Source organism: Tardiphaga sp. 862_B3_N4_1, from assembly GCF_051811085.1.
GTDB classification, from domain to species: Bacteria; Pseudomonadota; Alphaproteobacteria; order Rhizobiales; family Xanthobacteraceae; genus Tardiphaga; species Tardiphaga robiniae.
The window spans coordinates 743,320-758,646 of the sequence record NZ_JBPWQB010000002.1 but is presented as its reverse complement, the minus strand read 5'-3'; the positions used below and the strand labels follow the sequence as shown (position 1 = coordinate 758,646).

Here is a 15,327-nt window from a genome sequence, read left to right as displayed (position 1 = left end):
AACGTCTCCGTTATGGTGGAAAGGGGGGATTAAACCTGGACCTGATGCGAGGTGGTCGCCTGCTTCCACGGCAGCGAAGTGCGCTCGATGATGTCGATGACGTAATAGAGCACGAAGCCGAGGATCATCAGCGTGAACAGCCCGACCCAGACCGAGTTGAGGTCGTACAGGCTGGAGGCGAGGAAGATCATGTGGCCGAGGCCGCGCTGCGACGAGATGAACTCGCCGACAACGGCGCCGACCAGGCCGAAACCGATATTGATGCGGAAGGTGGCGATGATCGACGGCAGTGTGGATGGCACCACAGCCTTCCAGAACACCTGATGCTTGTCGGCGCCCATGGAGATCATCAGCGACTGCAGATCGACGTCGGCATCCTTGGCCGCCTGATAAGCGGCGATCAGCGCTACCAGTGCAGTGAGTGAAACGGCGAGTGCGACCTTCGATATCAGGCCGGTGCCGAACCACAGCACCACGATGGGCGCGAGCGCGATCTTCGGCACGGAATTGATGGCAACGATGAAGGGCTCGACCAGCTTCGCGACGAACACCGAATACCACAGCGCCAGACCGAACAGCGATCCGAAGATGGTGCCGATGATGAAGCCCAAAATGGCCTCGAACAGCGTGTACCAGGAATCCGACAGCAGTTCGCCGCTTAGGATCAGTTTATAGAACGTGGCGAAGATGCCGGAGGGCGATCCCATCAGGAAGGCGGAGATAAAGCCGGCATGCACGCCGGCCTCCCATAGCGCGAAGAACACTGCGACGGCGAGCAGCTGCAACACCGCGCGGCCGAGCGTCGTGTCGAAGGTCGATCGCTTCTTGCGCGGTGCGGTCTTCTTGCGCGCGGATGTGCCGGACATCACGAGGCTCATGATGTTGTCTCCGTCTGGATATCGAGTTCGGCGCAAAGCGTCTTGAAATAAGTTGAAAATTTCACGTCGTTGCGCGCGGTGATGGGTGAGGTTGCCTCGATGTCGATCTCATGCACGACCTTCACCCGTGCCGGGCGGCCGGACAGCACGACGACGCGCTTCGACAGCGCGACCGCCTCGTCGATGTCATGGGTCACGAGGATGACCGTCTTGTTGAATTTCTGGACCGCATCCTTGAGCACGCCTTCGAGATACAGCCGCGTCTGATAATCCAGCGCCGAGAATGGCTCGTCGAGCAGCAGGATGTCGGGATCCATGATCAGCGTACGGATCAGCGCCACGCGCTGGCGCATTCCACCGGACAGGGTCTTGGGATAGGCGTTCTCGAAGCCGGCGAGGCCGAACTGCTTGAGATACTCGCGCGCTTTCTCCTCGGCCTCCTTCTGGTCGACGCCGCGAGTCTGCAGCCCGAGCAGTACATTGCCCATCACCGTGCGCCACGGAAACAGCAGGTCTTTCTGCATCATGTAGCCGATGCGGCCGCGCAGGCTTTCGATTTCCTTGCCGCGATAGGTGATAGTGCCGCCATCGGGCTCCAGCAGGCCGGCGATGATGTTGAAGATGGTCGTCTTGCCGCAGCCGCTGGGGCCAATAATGCTGACGAAATCGCGCTCGTTGATGGTGAAGGAGAGGTCGTCGAGCACATTGACGTCGCCGCCCTTGCCGGCAAACGACTTGCTGATGTTCTGGATGGTGAGCTGAACTTGTTTCGGCGGCATGATGCGGTTTCCTGGGTACCGCACATACGCAAGCTGCGTGCCATCTTGGACGCGAAAAAGCCTCAAGCAATCGCGCAGGTTTTCTGCGGATAGCTTGAGGCTTGAAGTGTTTTGCCCCGGCTTTGGGCAGGCTGGAATTATTCTCGGCGATAAATTGAGCAGGCACGCCGAAGTGCATTTTTGGCGAACAGTTCGCGCATCAACCCGTGACGGCCATCACCGCTTCCCTGATCTTGGCCAGCGCGTAATTGCCGACCATGGCGGCGTCCACATGCGGCAGGTTTGGGATTTCGTCGGCAGCGACCACGCAATCGACGATGGCGGGTCCGTCACAGGCCAGCGCGTCGGCGATGGCCTTCTTCAGATCGCCCGGCTGCTTGGCCGTAAAGCCCTGCGCGCCGCAGGCACGCGCCAGTGCGGCGAAATCGGGATTGGGGAATTCGATGGCTTCGCGGAACGGCGCCAGGCCGATGCTTTCGGCTTCCAGCGTGATCAGACCCAGTGCCGAATTGTTGTAAACGATCACCTTGATAGGCAGCTTGTGCTGCACAGCGGTCATGAATTCGCCCATCAGCATGTTGAAGCCGCCGTCGCCGGTGAGCACGATCACCTGTTTGCTGCGATCGAGGATCTGCACGCCGTTGCCCTGGCCGACGGACGTGCCGACCGCGGCATTGTTGAACGAGCCGATGATGCGCTGGGTGCCGTTCTGGCGGATCCAGTTGGCCGACCACAGCGTGTTCAGACCGGTGTCGAACACGAAGATTGCATCGGGCCGTGCGAGATCGCTGGCGATGCGCGCGACGGCCTGCGGGTGGATCTTGTTCTTGCTACGGGCCGGGTCGGCCTGCTTGTCGAGCATCTCATCCCACTTCTTGCGGGCGTGACTGGTCGTCTCGAAGAACTGGCCGTCGGTCTTGGTCTGCACCCTGTCCAGCAGCATCTTCAGCGCTGGCCGTGCCGAGCCGATGACGCCGAGGCTCGTCGGTGTGCGCCGTCCCAGTGCTTCGGCGCGCACGTCGATCTGGATGACATTGCCCTTGCGCGGCAGGAAGTTGGAATAGGGATAGTCGGTGCCCACCATGACGAGCAGGTCGCAATCATGCACAGCATTGTAGACGGCCTTGGTGCCGATCATGCCGAGACCGCCCATCCATCGGACGTCATCGAACGCCATGATCTCCTTGCCGCGCACCGAATGCACCAGTGGCGCCTTCAGCCTGTCGCTGAGCGCACGCAGGAGTTCGGCGCTGCCGATGGCGCCATGGCCGCACATGATGACAACGCTGCTGGCTTCGTCGATGCGGCGGGCGGCTTCCTGTATGGCGGCATCATTCGGGAGGATCTCGCCGCGTGGCACCAGCGTGGCAAGGCTCGCTGTCGCCCCTTCGGCTTTCGACGACAGCACGTCGACAGGCAGCGTCAGATGCGCGACGCCAGGCCCTGCATAGGCGGTGGAGATGGCCTGATGGATCACGCCGGGCGCCTGCGCGGCGGTGGTGATGGTCTGGGTGTAGAGTGCGACGTCGCGAAACAGCAGGTCCGGCTCGGTGGTCTGGAAAAAGTCGACGCCTTTTGCTGCTCGCGCCATTTCGCCCGAGAGTGCCAGCACCGGGGCGTGATCGCGCGCCGCTTCATAGAGACCGGCGACGAGATGCGTGCTGCCGGGCCCGGTGGAGCCGGCGCAAACGCCGAGCTTGCCGGTGAGCTTGGCCTGGCCTGCGGCGGCCAGCGCTGCGCCTTCCTCGTGCCGTACCCCGACCCATTCGATCTTGCTGCGCCGGACCGAGTCCGCCAAAGGATTAAGCGAGTCGGCGATCAGGCCGAAAATCTGCTGTACGCCAATCGCCTCAAGAACATGGACAATCTCATCCGCGACAGTTTTCGACATTGGGGGCTCCGATTTCTAGAATTGGCTCTCCGCCGGGAGGCGGGCTGATGCAGCAATGCGGTCGGTCCAATTGTGATTGGAGCCGAGTGGTCGCACTGCAGCAATAGCTGAACCGCGAAACGGTTTCATGATGGTCAATTATGTTTGCGCAATGCTTGGAGAAATGCGCGATGTGTTGAACGTTTGTTACGTGTATCGGAAGATCGGATCGTCATAGGCGATGGCCGGAAATATGTTCTTGTCGCTCCAGTAGTCCTGGTTGTGCTGCCACTCCTGCTTGTCGCCGCGCTTCGGCAACAGGTGCATGCCGCGCATGATGTAGCCGGGATTGAAGTCCTCCGGATCGATCCAGGGCAGTAGCGGCATGTCGCGGTCTTCGGGCCGCAGCATCGGCGTCACTGTGGTCGTGCCGGTCTCTTCCATGTGCTTCAGCAGCCCGCAGACGAAGTCGGCGACGAGATCGACACGCAATGTCCAGCTGGCACGGAGATAGCCGAAGATCCACACCATGTTCGGCACGCCGGTGAACATCATGCCGCGATAGGTCACAGTGTCGGAGAAATTCAGCGGTGCGTCATCGATGGAGAAGGCGATATCGCCGAGCATGTTGAGATTGAAGCCGGTGGCGGTGACGGCCACGTCGGCGTCGATCGTCTTGCCGGATTTCAGCGTGATGCCGTATTCCGTGAAGGTCTCGATCTCGTCGGTGACGACACTCGCCTTGCCGGCCTTGATGCTCTGGAACAGGTCGCCATCCGGAATGAAGGCGATACGCTGCCGCCATGGTCGGTAGCGCGGCGTGAAATGGGTGGCGATGTCGTAGTCCTTGCCGAGATAGGCCTGTACGCCCTTCAGCAGTTCCTCTTTCACCACCTCCGGTTCGCTGTTCGTCCGCTTGGTGAAGGCCTGCTGATCGAACAGGATCTTGCGGCGGACGATCTCGTGGACCCATTCTTCGTCGACATCCAGCTCGCGCAGCGTCTCCGCCAGCGCGTTGGCATTACGGCCGGTGATGAAGAAGGTCGGCGAGCGCTGCAGCATGGTGACTTCAGCGCATTTATCGGCGATGGCCGGCACCAGAGTCGCGGCAGTCGCGCCGGAGCCGATCACGACAACCTTCTTGCCGGTGACGTCGAGATCTTCCGGCCAGGTCTGCGGATGCACCAGGCGGCCCTTGAACCGGCCCATGCCCGGCCATTGCGGCGTGTAGCCCTGATTGTGGTTGTAATAGCCCTGACACATCCAGAGAAAACGCGTGGTGAAGTTCAGCGTCTCGCCGGTGTCGTGACGGATGACGGTGAGCGTCCAGAGCCTGTCGGCATTCGACCAGTTGGCAGACAATATCTTGTGGCGATAGCGGATATGCGTGTCGAGGCCGTTCTCGGCGATCACGTCCCCCATATAGCGCAGGATTTCCGCAGCGGTGGCGATGGGCGCCGATGTCCAGGGCTTGAAGCGATAGCCGAACGTATGCAGGTCACTGTCGGAGCGGATGCCGGGATAGCGATGGGTGTGCCAGGTGCCGCCGAAACTGTCCTGGGTTTCCAGAACCAGAAAACGCGTGTCCGGATTTTGCTTGGTGAGGTGATAAGCGGCGCCGATGCCGGAGATCCCGGCGCCGACGACGATGACATCGACATGTTCGGGGGAGTTTTCGACGGATGGATCTGTGGCGATCTTTCGCTGGACGTTCATGGGCTCCCGATCTTTTTTGGCTCTCGCGCTTGGTGCGCGGATGCTTTTATGCGGCGATCCCCGGTTTAAGGCCGGAGATCGCCGCGATCGGTATCATTGACGATCGCAGGGAATGCGCAAGCGGGAATTGCGCTGGAGAGGCGTCAGCTTTCTGCTGCAGGGGCCGCCGCGGGTGACTGTGCGCGTCTCGAGAACAGGATGCGCTGATACAGCCAGCCGATGGCTACCAGCACGAGGCCGAGGCACATGAAGGACAGTGCGCGGTAGACGCCGGTGAGCGACGACATGTCGACCAGGAACGCCTTCAGCACCGTCAATGCGATCACCACGGCAGAGGCGAGCCGCGCGCGCTGAGAGTTGACGAGGATGCCGATGCCGAGCAGCACGACGCCAAAGCCGAGCCATGCGATCGACAACGTATATTGCTCGGCATCGGTGATCGCGGCGTTGTAGAAAATCGGGCCATGATAGATGCGGCGGATTTCCAGCGTCACATACATCAGGGCTAGCACCAGCGCGCCACCGGCGATGGTGTTGCCGTAGGCCGGCTTGCGACGGCCGGCGACGGCATAGGACAGCAGCAAAGCGAGCACCGCGGGGAGGGCATAGCCGAGCAGCAGCAGGTTGATGACCACGCCGCCCACATCGATGTGCCAGATGCCGGGATTGGTGAGGAACAGTAACCCGCCGAGACTTGCGACGCCGGCGAACAGTGTCAGCAACCCGGCACTGACGCTGTGCACGATGCTGCGGCTCCGCTCCCACAGGCGTTCCAACCCGATTGCCATGGCCAGCGCGACGCAGACCTGCAGCGCGACTTCGGTGAGGCTCGAGGAGGACCGATAGACATCGCCGCCATTCACGAAGTGGCGGATCTCCATAAAGGCCAGCAGCACCGTGAACAGGATCGCTGCGGACTCCACCATGCGCAGCGGTGCATCATCGCCGCGCCGGCGCATCAGGATGCTGGCGGCCCAGAACGAAGTAGCGGGCACGCCGTAACCCCATAGCAGCCAGTTGAAGATCGGCGTGGTGCCGACGAGATCTCCGACCACGCGCGGCTCCCATCCCATCCGGGCGACGACAATGCCGGCAAGGATGGCCGCGAGCCAGCGCAGGAACGGGATCGGCCGCTGCATGGAGATCCAGGCTGTGCCCAGCGCCATCAGCGACAGTGCGATGGTGAGCCAGCCTTTCTCCAGTGCAAAGGTCAGCCCCAGCGCCAGCGCACCGAGGGTACCGGTGGCGAACAGCGCCGTGGAGATCGCGAGGCCCGGACGTGGCTCGCGCTTGCCGAGTAGTTCGGTGGCGGCCGCGAAGGCTGCGCCGATGATCACGGCGAGAATGGCGAAGGGGATCGAGCGATCGAGATGCGCGATGCGGGCATAGAGCGCGATCAGCAGCGCCAGCGGCGTGAATACCGCGGCGCCCGACCAGATCACCGGAATAACGGCGCTAACGGATCGGCCCTGTGCGAGGAAGCCGAGCACGCCGAAGCCGAGGGCGAAAACCGCCGCGGAGGCGAGATGCAACGACACCGAGCTTTCCACCGGGCTGGCGCCGATGCCCGCCAGTGGCCCGCCGGGCAGCACCAGCATGTCGAGATTGCCCTGGATGGCCCATTCCAGGAAGACCACGGCGACGAAGCCTGCGGCCACGGCAACCGCCGCGGTGGCGGCTTGAGCGTACCAGGCGACGAACAGTGTGCCGGCGACGACGAGCGCGAATGTCACCATGGCCATGTCGGCATGAAAACTGGAAAGTACGACCAGCGTCGCGCTGAGCAAGCTCGCACTGAGTGCGCCCGATGAGATGCCTTCGATGCGGCCTTCTTCGGCCGGCGGACCATACAGGAAGCCGCAGACGACCAGCAGTGAGGCCAATATGAAGCCGGCCAGGACATGGAACGCATGGGGCGCGAGTGCCGGTGTGCCGGCGTCGAGGCCCGGCAGGGTCCACAGCGTCGCGAAGACGATGGTGGTCAGCGCCAACCAGCGCCACAGCCGGATACGCGCGAGGCTGAAGGCAGCCGCCATGACGATGGCGAGATAGATATACAGCGCCCAGTAGTCCGGCTTGCCGGACGACACCAAAACCGGCGTGACGAAGGCGGCGGCAATGCCGAGGCCCGCGAGCGCCGGGCCGTGCAGCAATGCCGCGGCCATGGTGCACATGGCGACGATGCCGAGCAGGGCGAAGGCCGTGCCGGGGACGAGGAAGTCGTACAGCGCATAGGCGGCGTAGACGGTGGCAAAGGCGACGGCAGTGCCGGCCGCTGTGAGGATCGCCGGAATATTGGCGATGGGCAGCGGTGCAATCGCAGACAGGCTTTCCTTGCGGCGCGCAAATTCGCCGACGGCAAGCAGTGCCAGGGCGAACAGGCCGCCGAGCAGCACGCGCACTTCGGGGCCGAGCAGGCCGGCCTCGATGGAATAGCGCACCATGAAGAAGCCGCCGAGCGCCAGCGTGAGGCCGCCGACCCAGACCACCCAGCGCGTGCCGATGCGTTCCTCGAAGCCGGGGCCAGCCGCAGGGGCTTCCACAGGCGCGGCGGGTTCGGGCGTAGTATGAGCAGGGACATCCGGCTGGATCGAGGGGGCAGCTTCGCGGGTCACCTCGGTTGGAGTCTCGGATACGGCAGGGGCGGATGCAATGTTCGGCGTGGTCGGTGTGAGGTCCGGCCTTGCGACGGCGGCCGGCATTGCCGCCACGCGCGGCAGCGCCTCATAGGCGTCGACCCGGGCGCGCAGCACCTTCACTTCATTGCGCGCCTTGCGCGCGAAGATGAAGGCAACGATGGCAATCACTAGCGTGACGAAACCGAAATCATCGAACATCGACTATCAAACCTTCAGGAAGCAGGGCACACGCCAATCATGCCCCGGAACGGCGCCCGGGGACATGGCCATCGGTATGTGTTGTCGTGGAGAACTTTAGTTCACGCGCCGCGCGTAATTGCTGGAATTAATCCAGATCGAGGCGAAACGGCTTGCCGATCACGGTCAGATTGCCGGGGCCCATCTCGTCGAGCGCGCGGACCATGCGGCCGCCGCGGCCCAGCGCCTTGTCGGCGAGAGTCACGAGCAGGCGGTTGGGGGAGGCGATCGGCGAGGCGGCGCGGATTCGCAGCGCGATGTCGCGCTCGTCGCGGTCCGGATTGAGCATGCAGGCGGCGGCAAAGGCGCTGGCGGTGGAACGCGAGATGCCGGCATAGCAATGGATCACCAGCGGCGAGGCGCGATCCCAGCCGCGGACGAAGTCCAGCACCTGCGTGATGTGACCTTCGTTGGGCGCGACAAAGCCGTCCATCACCTCGGTGATGTCGTCGACCTGCACCCTGAGATGATTGGCCTCGCTGATCGACGGCGGCCGCTGCACCTGCGCGACATTGGCCATGATGGTGAGCACGTGGCTCGCGGCCGTGTCCTTCACGGTGGGATGCAGATCGGCGAGCGAGCAGACGTGGATCATCGGGGAACCTTTTGTTGAGCGTCGTTATAACGCTCCGTTCTCTCCACGTCATGCCCGGGCATGACGGAGTTTAAATTACGCCAGCAGCGCCTCAAACCTTGCCAGAAACCGCTTCTCAGCCTTCCCCGCCGACCACGGCGTCAGGTAATCTTCCACCATAGCTTCCGAGAGGCCGGGATCCTTGCCGAACAGACGCTTTGCCTCGGCCTCCTTAAATCCCGCAAGCCGGGTTGCTTCCAGATAGGCGGCGCCCATATCGGCGGCCTTGATCTGTTTGGTGATCCCGGGCTCCAGCGCTGGCGGCAGGCCGAAGCGGATGTGGATGGCGCCGAGCAGGCGATTCTCGATCACCTTGTAATCGCCGCCGATCACCGCCTTGAACGGCGAGATCATGTCGCCGATGACATATTCCGGCGCGTCATGCAGCAGGGCTGCGAGCCGCACGCGCTCGTCGGCGCGCGGCATCTGCTCGCGCAACACGGCTTCGACCAGCAGCGTGTGCTGTGCTACCGAGAAAATATGCGCGCCGTGGGTCTGCCCGTTCCAGCGCGCGACGCGCGCGAGCCCGTGGGCAATATCGGCAATTTCGATATCCAGCGGCGAGGGATCGAGCAGATCAAGCCGCCGGCCCGACAGCATGCGTTGCCAGGCGCGGGTGGCGACGTCGCGGGAAAATCTTTGGTCGAATTTCGATTTGGCCATCGGTTCTTGGTCTTGAGTTTCTTGTTGCTACTTCGCCTTGAGGCGCGGCTTGCGCTTCAGGCCCATGCAGGCCTCGTGGCAAAAGCAGGTCACGAGATGATCGTTGACCATGCCTGTGGCCTCCATAAAGGCATAGACGATGGTCGGGCCGACGAATTTGAAGCCGCGCCCCTGCAGGTCTTTCGAGATATTGGCCGATAGCGGTGTCGAGGCCGGCACGCTGCCATGGGTCTTGAAATTGTTGACCAGCGGCTTGCCGTCGACGAAGTCCCACAGATATTTCGAGAAGCCGGCACCTTCTTCCATGATTTTCAGATAGCCCTTGGCGCTGAGGATCGCGCCTTCGATCTTGGCGCGGTTGCGCACGATGCCGGCATCGTTCATCAGCGCATGAACTTTCTTCTCGCTGTAGCGCGCGATTTTTTCCGGCTGAAAGTCATCGAATGCTTTGCGGAAATTGTCGCGCTTGCGCAGGATGGTGATCCAGGAGAGGCCGGCCTGGAAGCCATCGAGGATCAGCTTCTCGTAGAGCGCGCGGTCGTCATATTCCGGGACGCCCCATTCGGTGTCGTGATAGGCGACATAGAATGGATCTTCACCCGGCCACGGGCAGCGCGTCTTGCCGTCGTCATGCGTGATCGCGGGTTTGCTCATGCCGAGATCTTTTTCATGCGGGGGTCTTCTTCGTGGCCAGTGCGCGTACGGCAGCGGCGTCGGCGAGATGAATGGCGATGTCGCCGGCCAGGAAAGCGGCATCGGCATCGAGCGCATCACTGGCGCGGTCGGTGCGGATCATGGCGAGGCCACGGCCATCGGCAGACGAGCCCATGGTGCCGATCGGCTTGTCCGCGGCGCGGATTTCGGTGCCGGCGGCCGGCGCCGCGCCATCCAGCGTGACGCCGACGATGCGCGTGCGCGCGGTGCCGCGATGCTGCATGCGGGAGACGACCTCCTGGCCGATGTAACATCCCTTGTCGAAATCGACTCCGCCGAGCTTGTCCATATTGGCCTCATGCGGAAATGCGTCGCTATAGGCGAAATCAGCTCCGCCGCGTGGCACGCCGAGCCTGATGCGGTGCGCTTCATAGGCTGATGCATCGACCGGTTCGGCACCGACCAGCGCCGCCGTCTTTGCGGCGAGATCCGCCGGCACGAGGATGCGATAGCCGAGCTCCGCATTGCGCGGATCGGCGAAGGTCAGGTCCGGCTTCATGCCGGGCTCGCCATCCCAGACCGCAAGCACGCCGAACGCGTCGGAGAGATTCTCTACCGTCACCTTGGCGCGCAACTTGTAGAAGCCGAGCTTGGTGGCCAGCGGTTGTGCCAGTTCGCGCGGGCAGTCGATCAGGAGCCCGCCGCCATGGCCGGCCGGCGCTTCGGTGATGAGGAAGTCGGCGATGATCTTGCCCTGCGGCGTCAGCAGCGCGCCGAACCGGGCGATGCCAGGCGCCACCACCTCGATCTCGGAAGTCACGAGGTTGTTGAGGAAACCGCGGGCGTCGTCGCCGGCGATTTTCACCACACCCCGATCGGGGAGAAACGCTGCTTTCATTGGGAAAATCTCGAAAAATCCAATAAACGAGCCAGGAACCGAGGGTGAATCACGGCTGGCGGATATGACAGCTAAAGTTAAGCCGCTAAGATGCCGACAACAAGGCCCGCGCTCATCCTGCGCGCCATTCACAGGCTGTGACGAGACCAGATGACCCAGACATTCGATACGATTTTGAAGAACGGCACCGTCGTCAATCAGGACGGCGAGGGTGTGCGCGATATCGGCATTCGCAATGGCCGAATCGCGGCCATCGGATCGCTCGGTGCGGCCTCGGCCGCTGAAGTGATCGACTGCAAGGGGCTGCACATCCTGCCGGGCGTGATCGACACCCAGGTGCATTTCCGCGAGCCGGGCCTCGAACAGAAGGAAGACCTGGAGACCGGATCACGCAGCGCCGTGATGGGCGGCGTCACCGGCGTGTTCGAAATGCCGAATACCAATCCGCTGACCATCGACGAGGCGACCTTCACCGACAAGGTGAAGCGGGGTCATCATCGCATGCATTGCGATTACGCCTTCTTCATCGGCGGGACCCGCGAGAACGTGCAGGACCTGCCGGAGCTCGAACGCGCGCCCGGCTGCGCCGGCGTGAAAGTATTCATCGGCTCATCCACCGGCGCGCTGCTGGTCGAGGATGACGACAGCCTCCGCCGCATCTTCCAGGTCATCAAGCGCCGCGCCGCCTTCCACGCCGAAGACGAATATCGCCTCAACGAGCGCAAGAACCTGCGTATCGAAGGCGACACCCGTTCGCACCCGGTGTGGCGCGACGAGACTGCGGCGCTGATGGCGACGCAGCGGCTGGTCAACCTTGCGCGCGAGACCGGCAAGCGCATCCATGTTCTGCATATCTCGACGAAAGAAGAGATCGAATATTTGCGCGACCACAAGGACGTCGCGTCCTGCGAGGCGACGCCGCATCATCTGACCATGGCGGCGCCAGAATGCTACGAACGCCTCGGCACGCTGGCGCAGATGAACCCGCCGGTGCGCGATGCCAGCCATCGCGACGGCATCTGGAATGGCATCAGTCAGGGCATCATCGATGTGCTCGGCTCCGACCACGCGCCGCACACGCTCGAGGAAAAGAAGAAAATCTATCCGGCGTCGCCCTCGGGAATGACCGGCGTGCAGACGCTGGTGCCGATCATGCTGGATCACGTCAATGCCGGCCGCCTGTCGCTGGCACGCTTCGTCGATCTGTCGAGTGCAGGTCCCGCGCGGCTGTACAACATCGCCATGAAGGGCCGCATCGCGGCGGGCTATGACGCCGACTTCACCATCGTGGATCTGAAACGCACCGAGACCATCACCAATGACTGGGTAGCCTCGAAGGCCGGCTGGACGCCCTATGACGGTGTGAAAGTCACCGGCTGGCCCGTCGGCACCTTCGTGCGCGGCCGCCGCGTGATGTGGCAGGGCGAACTGGTCACGCCGTCGCAGGGCGAGACGGTGAAGTTCCTGGAGACGTTGAAGGCTTGAACTCTTCACCCTCCCCTAGTGGGGGAGGGTCGATGCGAGCGAAGCTCGCAGCGGGGTGGGGTGAAATCACGAGCGACGTAGTGTGTGGCCTCACCCCACCCCGTCTCGCATCCGCTTCGCGGATTGCTCACCGACCCTCCCCCCTTCAGGGGAGGGTAAGAAATCTTACTGCCGTGCCAGTGTCAGCGAGAACTCGCCATTGCGCACGCGGCCCGGAAGACCCTCGACAAACTTCGCCACGGCGTCTTCGCCATAGGTGCCGACGAGCTCGGCAAAGGCTGCGAACAGGCTGGCCTGCGCGAGGCAATCGCCATCGACGCCGTCATGCCGTGCTTCCGCCCAGGCTTCGTTGAGATAGCTCAGCGCGGCCTGCTTCTGTTCCTGATCCGGTAGCGGATCGCGGGCGGGGCGGTACGACAATGATTCGCTCATGAAATTCCCAAAACGGTCTTCGGTGCGCATCAAAGCGAAGCGCGCCTCGCAAGTTCGAATCGAGATTTACCACGCGGAGCAGGTTCCGCGAGCGACATCTTTAAGAAAGGTTAACGACAGTGACTCACATTGTCCGACATTATGTTAACAGCGGGAACCGGTCATCTTGACCGGTTGAGGAAGCCTATGGACGCAAACAGTTTTTCGTCTTTCGCGAGTCCCGGCGACGCTGCGCGCGCAGCAGAGTTGCGACGCGTCAAGGCGATTGCGGCGCTGGTGCTGGCGAGCTGTCTGGTCGTGTTTGTCGGTGCAAAAATCTTGCTGTCGATTCATCCCGCGTTCGGATTCGTTGCGGCCTTCGCGGAAGCGGCCACTATTGGCGGATTGGCGGACTGGTACGCCGTTGTCGCGCTGTTCCGTCGGCCGCTGGGTCTGCCGATTCCGCACACCGCGATCATCCAGGCGAATCAAAATCGCATTGCGGACAAGCTGGGTGAATTCATCGAGGTGCATTTCCTCGAAGCCGGGCCGGTCGAGGCCAAACTACGTGAGGTGGATTTTGCGAGTTTCGTTGCAGACTGGCTGAGCGATAAAAAGCGTAGCGCGGATCTCGCGCGTTTCTTGCTGCGGCTGCTGCCGGAGGCGATGTCGGCGACGGAAACGTCTGGTCTCAAAACCTTCATCACGCGCCGCGTGATGACTCAGCTGCAGTCAGTTGATCTCGCGCCCATCGCTGCCGGCACCATGCGCGGCTTCATTCGCGATGGTCGCCATCAGGGCCTGCTCGACAATCTGCTCGGCGCCATGCATGGCGCGCTGACCGAGCCGGACACGCTGGCTGTCATCAAGAACAAGATTCGCGACGAGCTGCCGACGTTGCTCAAACTCTATCGCGCCGATGCGTTCCTGCTGAAGCGCATCGTCGCGTCGGCCACGACCTTCTTTGACGATGTACGCAAGGATCCAGCGCATCCGTTCCGTGGTGAGTTCGACCGCATGCTGCTCTCCTTCGTCGATCGGCTGGAGACCGAGCCCGGCTTCACCGGCCGCATCGATGGGTTGAAGCGCGATCTGCTGGCGCGCCCCGAGCTTGCCGAACTTGGGCGTAATCTCTGGAACAATGCGCGCAGCTTCATCGAGCGCAGTGCATCAGGTGAAAGCAATGTACTGGCACATCATCTGGCCAATGTGTTCGTCGAGGCCGGTGCAGCGCTGCGCGCCGATGCCGAGATGCGCGGCGAGATCAACCAGGGCATCGTCGTGGTGCTGCGCACGTTCATCGCCGATCAGAAAAGCGGCGTGTCGAGTTTTATCGCCGATCAGGTGAAGGGCTGGGACATGCAGCAGCTGATCGGTGTCATCGAAGTCAATATAGGCCGCGATCTGCAATATATCCGCTTCAACGGTTCGCTGATCGGCGGCCTCGCTGGGCTGGCGCTCTACACGATCGAATATCTGTTGCGACTGCTGTGAGAGCAGTTCCGCATTGCGGAAGTGAGGCACCGGGGGGTATCGGGATGCGCTTGAACTGCCACAAACCCGACCTTAACTTGAGTGAACTGATAGTTGCTTCGGTGCGTTGTGTGATTCCCTCCCTGTGAGGCTGCTTTCAAATCAATCGATATGACCGGCCAACGCGCCGGCGAGAGGAAATCAGATGTCGGCTACGGCCCAGGCGCAGCGTCCCCCATCGAAAACCCTGATGTTTCTTGAAGGCCGTGCGGTTCACGAATTCGGCGCCTTTCTCGGCGCGCTGCCGCTGCTGAATCTCGCGCCGCGTGGCGATGGTCATCCGGTACTGGTACTGCCGGGCCTTGTGGCCTCGGATGTTTCGACAGGTCCGCTCCGCACCTTCCTCAAAGGCCGCGGCTATGCCGTCAGCGGCTGGAAGCAGGGCCGCAATCTCGGCCTGCGCGACGGTGTGCAGGGCAGCATGGTCGAATTGCTGAAAGAGATGAACGAGAACCACGGCCGCAAGGTGAGTCTGGTCGGCTGGAGTCTCGGCGGCCTTTACGCACGCCAGCTTGCCAAGATGATGCCGGACCGCGTCCGCTCGGTGATCACGCTGGGTAGCCCGTTTGCCGGCCATCCGAAATCCACCAATGCCTGGCGCGTCTATGAATTCGCCAGCGGCAAACGCGCCGATGACACCGACGACGATTTCGGTGGTTCGCTTGCCGATACGCCGCCGGTCCCGACCACCGCGATCTACAGCCGCACCGACGGCGTCTGTGCCTGGCAGGGCTGCATGGAGAAGTCATCGGCGATGTCGGAGAGCATCGAGGTCGAGAGCAGCCATTGCGGGATGGGGCATCACCCCGCCGTCGTCTATGCAGTGGCGGAGCGTCTCGCGCAAAAGGAAGGCGCGTGGGCACCGTTCGATCGCTCTGGCTGGCGCAGCCTGGTCTATCCGGACCCTAACAGGTAAAGGCGCGTCAGCGA

Annotated in this window: 13 protein-coding genes; 3 read left to right on the top strand and 10 right to left on the bottom strand. The window is 62.5% G+C overall.

From position 1 onward, the window contains the following. Nucleotides 1-29: 29 nt before the first annotated feature. From AB8B02_RS20835 to ygfZ, 9 genes are all read right to left on the bottom strand, one after another. A complete protein-coding gene (locus tag AB8B02_RS20835; protein ID WP_439065051.1) occupies nucleotides 30-878 on the bottom strand; it encodes an ABC transporter permease in 849 nt (282 codons plus the stop codon). Beyond that, complete coding sequence (locus AB8B02_RS20830; RefSeq protein WP_439065050.1) at nucleotides 875-1,657, bottom strand: ABC transporter ATP-binding protein; 783 nt, start codon at nucleotides 1,655-1,657, stop codon at nucleotides 875-877. The genes AB8B02_RS20835 and AB8B02_RS20830 overlap by 4 nt, the downstream gene beginning before the upstream one ends. A 199-nt stretch (nucleotides 1,658-1,856) precedes the next feature. Next, nucleotides 1,857-3,548 carry a thiamine pyrophosphate-dependent enzyme gene (locus AB8B02_RS20825; protein ID WP_439065049.1) on the bottom strand — a complete coding sequence of 564 codons (1,692 nt, stop codon included), beginning with the start codon at nucleotides 3,546-3,548 and terminating at the stop codon, nucleotides 1,857-1,859. A 186-nt stretch (nucleotides 3,549-3,734) separates the two neighbouring features. After that, on the bottom strand, nucleotides 3,735-5,243 hold the full coding sequence (locus AB8B02_RS20820; RefSeq protein ID WP_439065048.1) for a flavin-containing monooxygenase: 1,509 nt from the start codon (nucleotides 5,241-5,243) through the stop codon (nucleotides 3,735-3,737). A 143-nt stretch (nucleotides 5,244-5,386) separates the two neighbouring features. Next, entirely contained in the window at nucleotides 5,387-8,080 is a 2,694-nt protein-coding gene (locus AB8B02_RS20815) for a DUF2339 domain-containing protein (protein ID WP_439065047.1), read from the bottom strand. 127 nt (nucleotides 8,081-8,207) lie between these two features. Continuing rightward, a complete protein-coding gene (locus AB8B02_RS20810) occupies nucleotides 8,208-8,714 on the bottom strand; it encodes a tyrosine phosphatase family protein (protein WP_231079197.1) in 507 nt (168 codons plus the stop codon). A 75-nt stretch (nucleotides 8,715-8,789) separates the two neighbouring features. After that, nucleotides 8,790-9,416 (bottom strand): YfbR-like 5'-deoxynucleotidase, encoded by a 627-nt coding sequence (locus AB8B02_RS20805; RefSeq protein ID WP_439065046.1) that lies wholly within the window; start codon nucleotides 9,414-9,416, stop codon nucleotides 8,790-8,792. 27 nt (nucleotides 9,417-9,443) lie between these two features. Continuing rightward, nucleotides 9,444-10,070 (bottom strand): DNA-3-methyladenine glycosylase I, encoded by a 627-nt coding sequence (locus AB8B02_RS20800; protein WP_439065045.1) that lies wholly within the window; start codon nucleotides 10,068-10,070, stop codon nucleotides 9,444-9,446. Nucleotides 10,071-10,083: 13 nt separating this feature from the next. Beyond that, complete coding sequence (ygfZ, locus tag AB8B02_RS20795; RefSeq protein ID WP_439065044.1) at nucleotides 10,084-10,968, bottom strand: CAF17-like 4Fe-4S cluster assembly/insertion protein YgfZ; 885 nt, start codon at nucleotides 10,966-10,968, stop codon at nucleotides 10,084-10,086. Between the two features lie 150 nt (nucleotides 10,969-11,118). Between ygfZ and AB8B02_RS20790 the strand changes: the two genes are divergently transcribed. After that, nucleotides 11,119-12,453, top strand: a complete 1,335-nt coding sequence (locus tag AB8B02_RS20790; protein WP_439065043.1) for a dihydroorotase — start codon at nucleotides 11,119-11,121, stop codon at nucleotides 12,451-12,453. Between the two features lie 165 nt (nucleotides 12,454-12,618). Here AB8B02_RS20790 and AB8B02_RS20785 read toward each other — a convergent pair whose 3' ends face one another. Next, nucleotides 12,619-12,885: a hypothetical protein gene (locus AB8B02_RS20785; RefSeq protein WP_068730348.1), complete on the bottom strand. Its 267-nt coding sequence runs from the start codon at nucleotides 12,883-12,885 to the stop codon at nucleotides 12,619-12,621. Nucleotides 12,886-13,071: 186 nt separating this feature from the next. Here AB8B02_RS20785 and AB8B02_RS20780 point away from each other — a divergent pair, with 186 nt between their 5' ends. Both AB8B02_RS20780 and AB8B02_RS20775 read left to right on the top strand, forming a co-directional pair. Continuing rightward, on the top strand, nucleotides 13,072-14,358 hold the full coding sequence (locus AB8B02_RS20780; protein ID WP_184512030.1) for a DUF445 domain-containing protein: 1,287 nt from the start codon (nucleotides 13,072-13,074) through the stop codon (nucleotides 14,356-14,358). Nucleotides 14,359-14,542: 184 nt separating this feature from the next. Next, the gene (locus AB8B02_RS20775; RefSeq protein WP_320445522.1) at nucleotides 14,543-15,313 is read left to right on the top strand and encodes an esterase/lipase family protein; all 771 of its coding nucleotides are present in this window, start codon (nucleotides 14,543-14,545) and stop codon (nucleotides 15,311-15,313) included. Nucleotides 15,314-15,327: the final 14 nt, after the last annotated feature.

Coding starts and splice junctions, on each gene's coding strand:
- AB8B02_RS20835 (WP_439065051.1), bottom strand. CDS start 878: ATGAGCCTCGTGATGTCCGGCACATCCGCGCGCAAGAAGACCGCACCG.
- AB8B02_RS20830 (WP_439065050.1), bottom strand. CDS start 1,657: ATGCCGCCGAAACAAGTTCAGCTCACCATCCAGAACATCAGCAAGTCG.
- AB8B02_RS20825 (WP_439065049.1), bottom strand. CDS start 3,548: ATGTCGAAAACTGTCGCGGATGAGATTGTCCATGTTCTTGAGGCGATT.
- AB8B02_RS20820 (WP_439065048.1), bottom strand. CDS start 5,243: ATGAACGTCCAGCGAAAGATCGCCACAGATCCATCCGTCGAAAACTCC.
- AB8B02_RS20815 (WP_439065047.1), bottom strand. CDS start 8,080: ATGTTCGATGATTTCGGTTTCGTCACGCTAGTGATTGCCATCGTTGCC.
- AB8B02_RS20810 (WP_231079197.1), bottom strand. CDS start 8,714: ATGATCCACGTCTGCTCGCTCGCCGATCTGCATCCCACCGTGAAGGAC.
- AB8B02_RS20805 (WP_439065046.1), bottom strand. CDS start 9,416: ATGGCCAAATCGAAATTCGACCAAAGATTTTCCCGCGACGTCGCCACC.
- AB8B02_RS20800 (WP_439065045.1), bottom strand. CDS start 10,070: ATGAGCAAACCCGCGATCACGCATGACGACGGCAAGACGCGCTGCCCG.
- ygfZ (WP_439065044.1), bottom strand. CDS start 10,968: ATGAAAGCAGCGTTTCTCCCCGATCGGGGTGTGGTGAAAATCGCCGGC.
- AB8B02_RS20790 (WP_439065043.1), top strand. CDS start 11,119: ATGACCCAGACATTCGATACGATTTTGAAGAACGGCACCGTCGTCAAT.
- AB8B02_RS20785 (WP_068730348.1), bottom strand. CDS start 12,885: ATGAGCGAATCATTGTCGTACCGCCCCGCCCGCGATCCGCTACCGGAT.
- AB8B02_RS20780 (WP_184512030.1), top strand. CDS start 13,072: ATGGACGCAAACAGTTTTTCGTCTTTCGCGAGTCCCGGCGACGCTGCG.
- AB8B02_RS20775 (WP_320445522.1), top strand. CDS start 14,543: ATGTCGGCTACGGCCCAGGCGCAGCGTCCCCCATCGAAAACCCTGATG.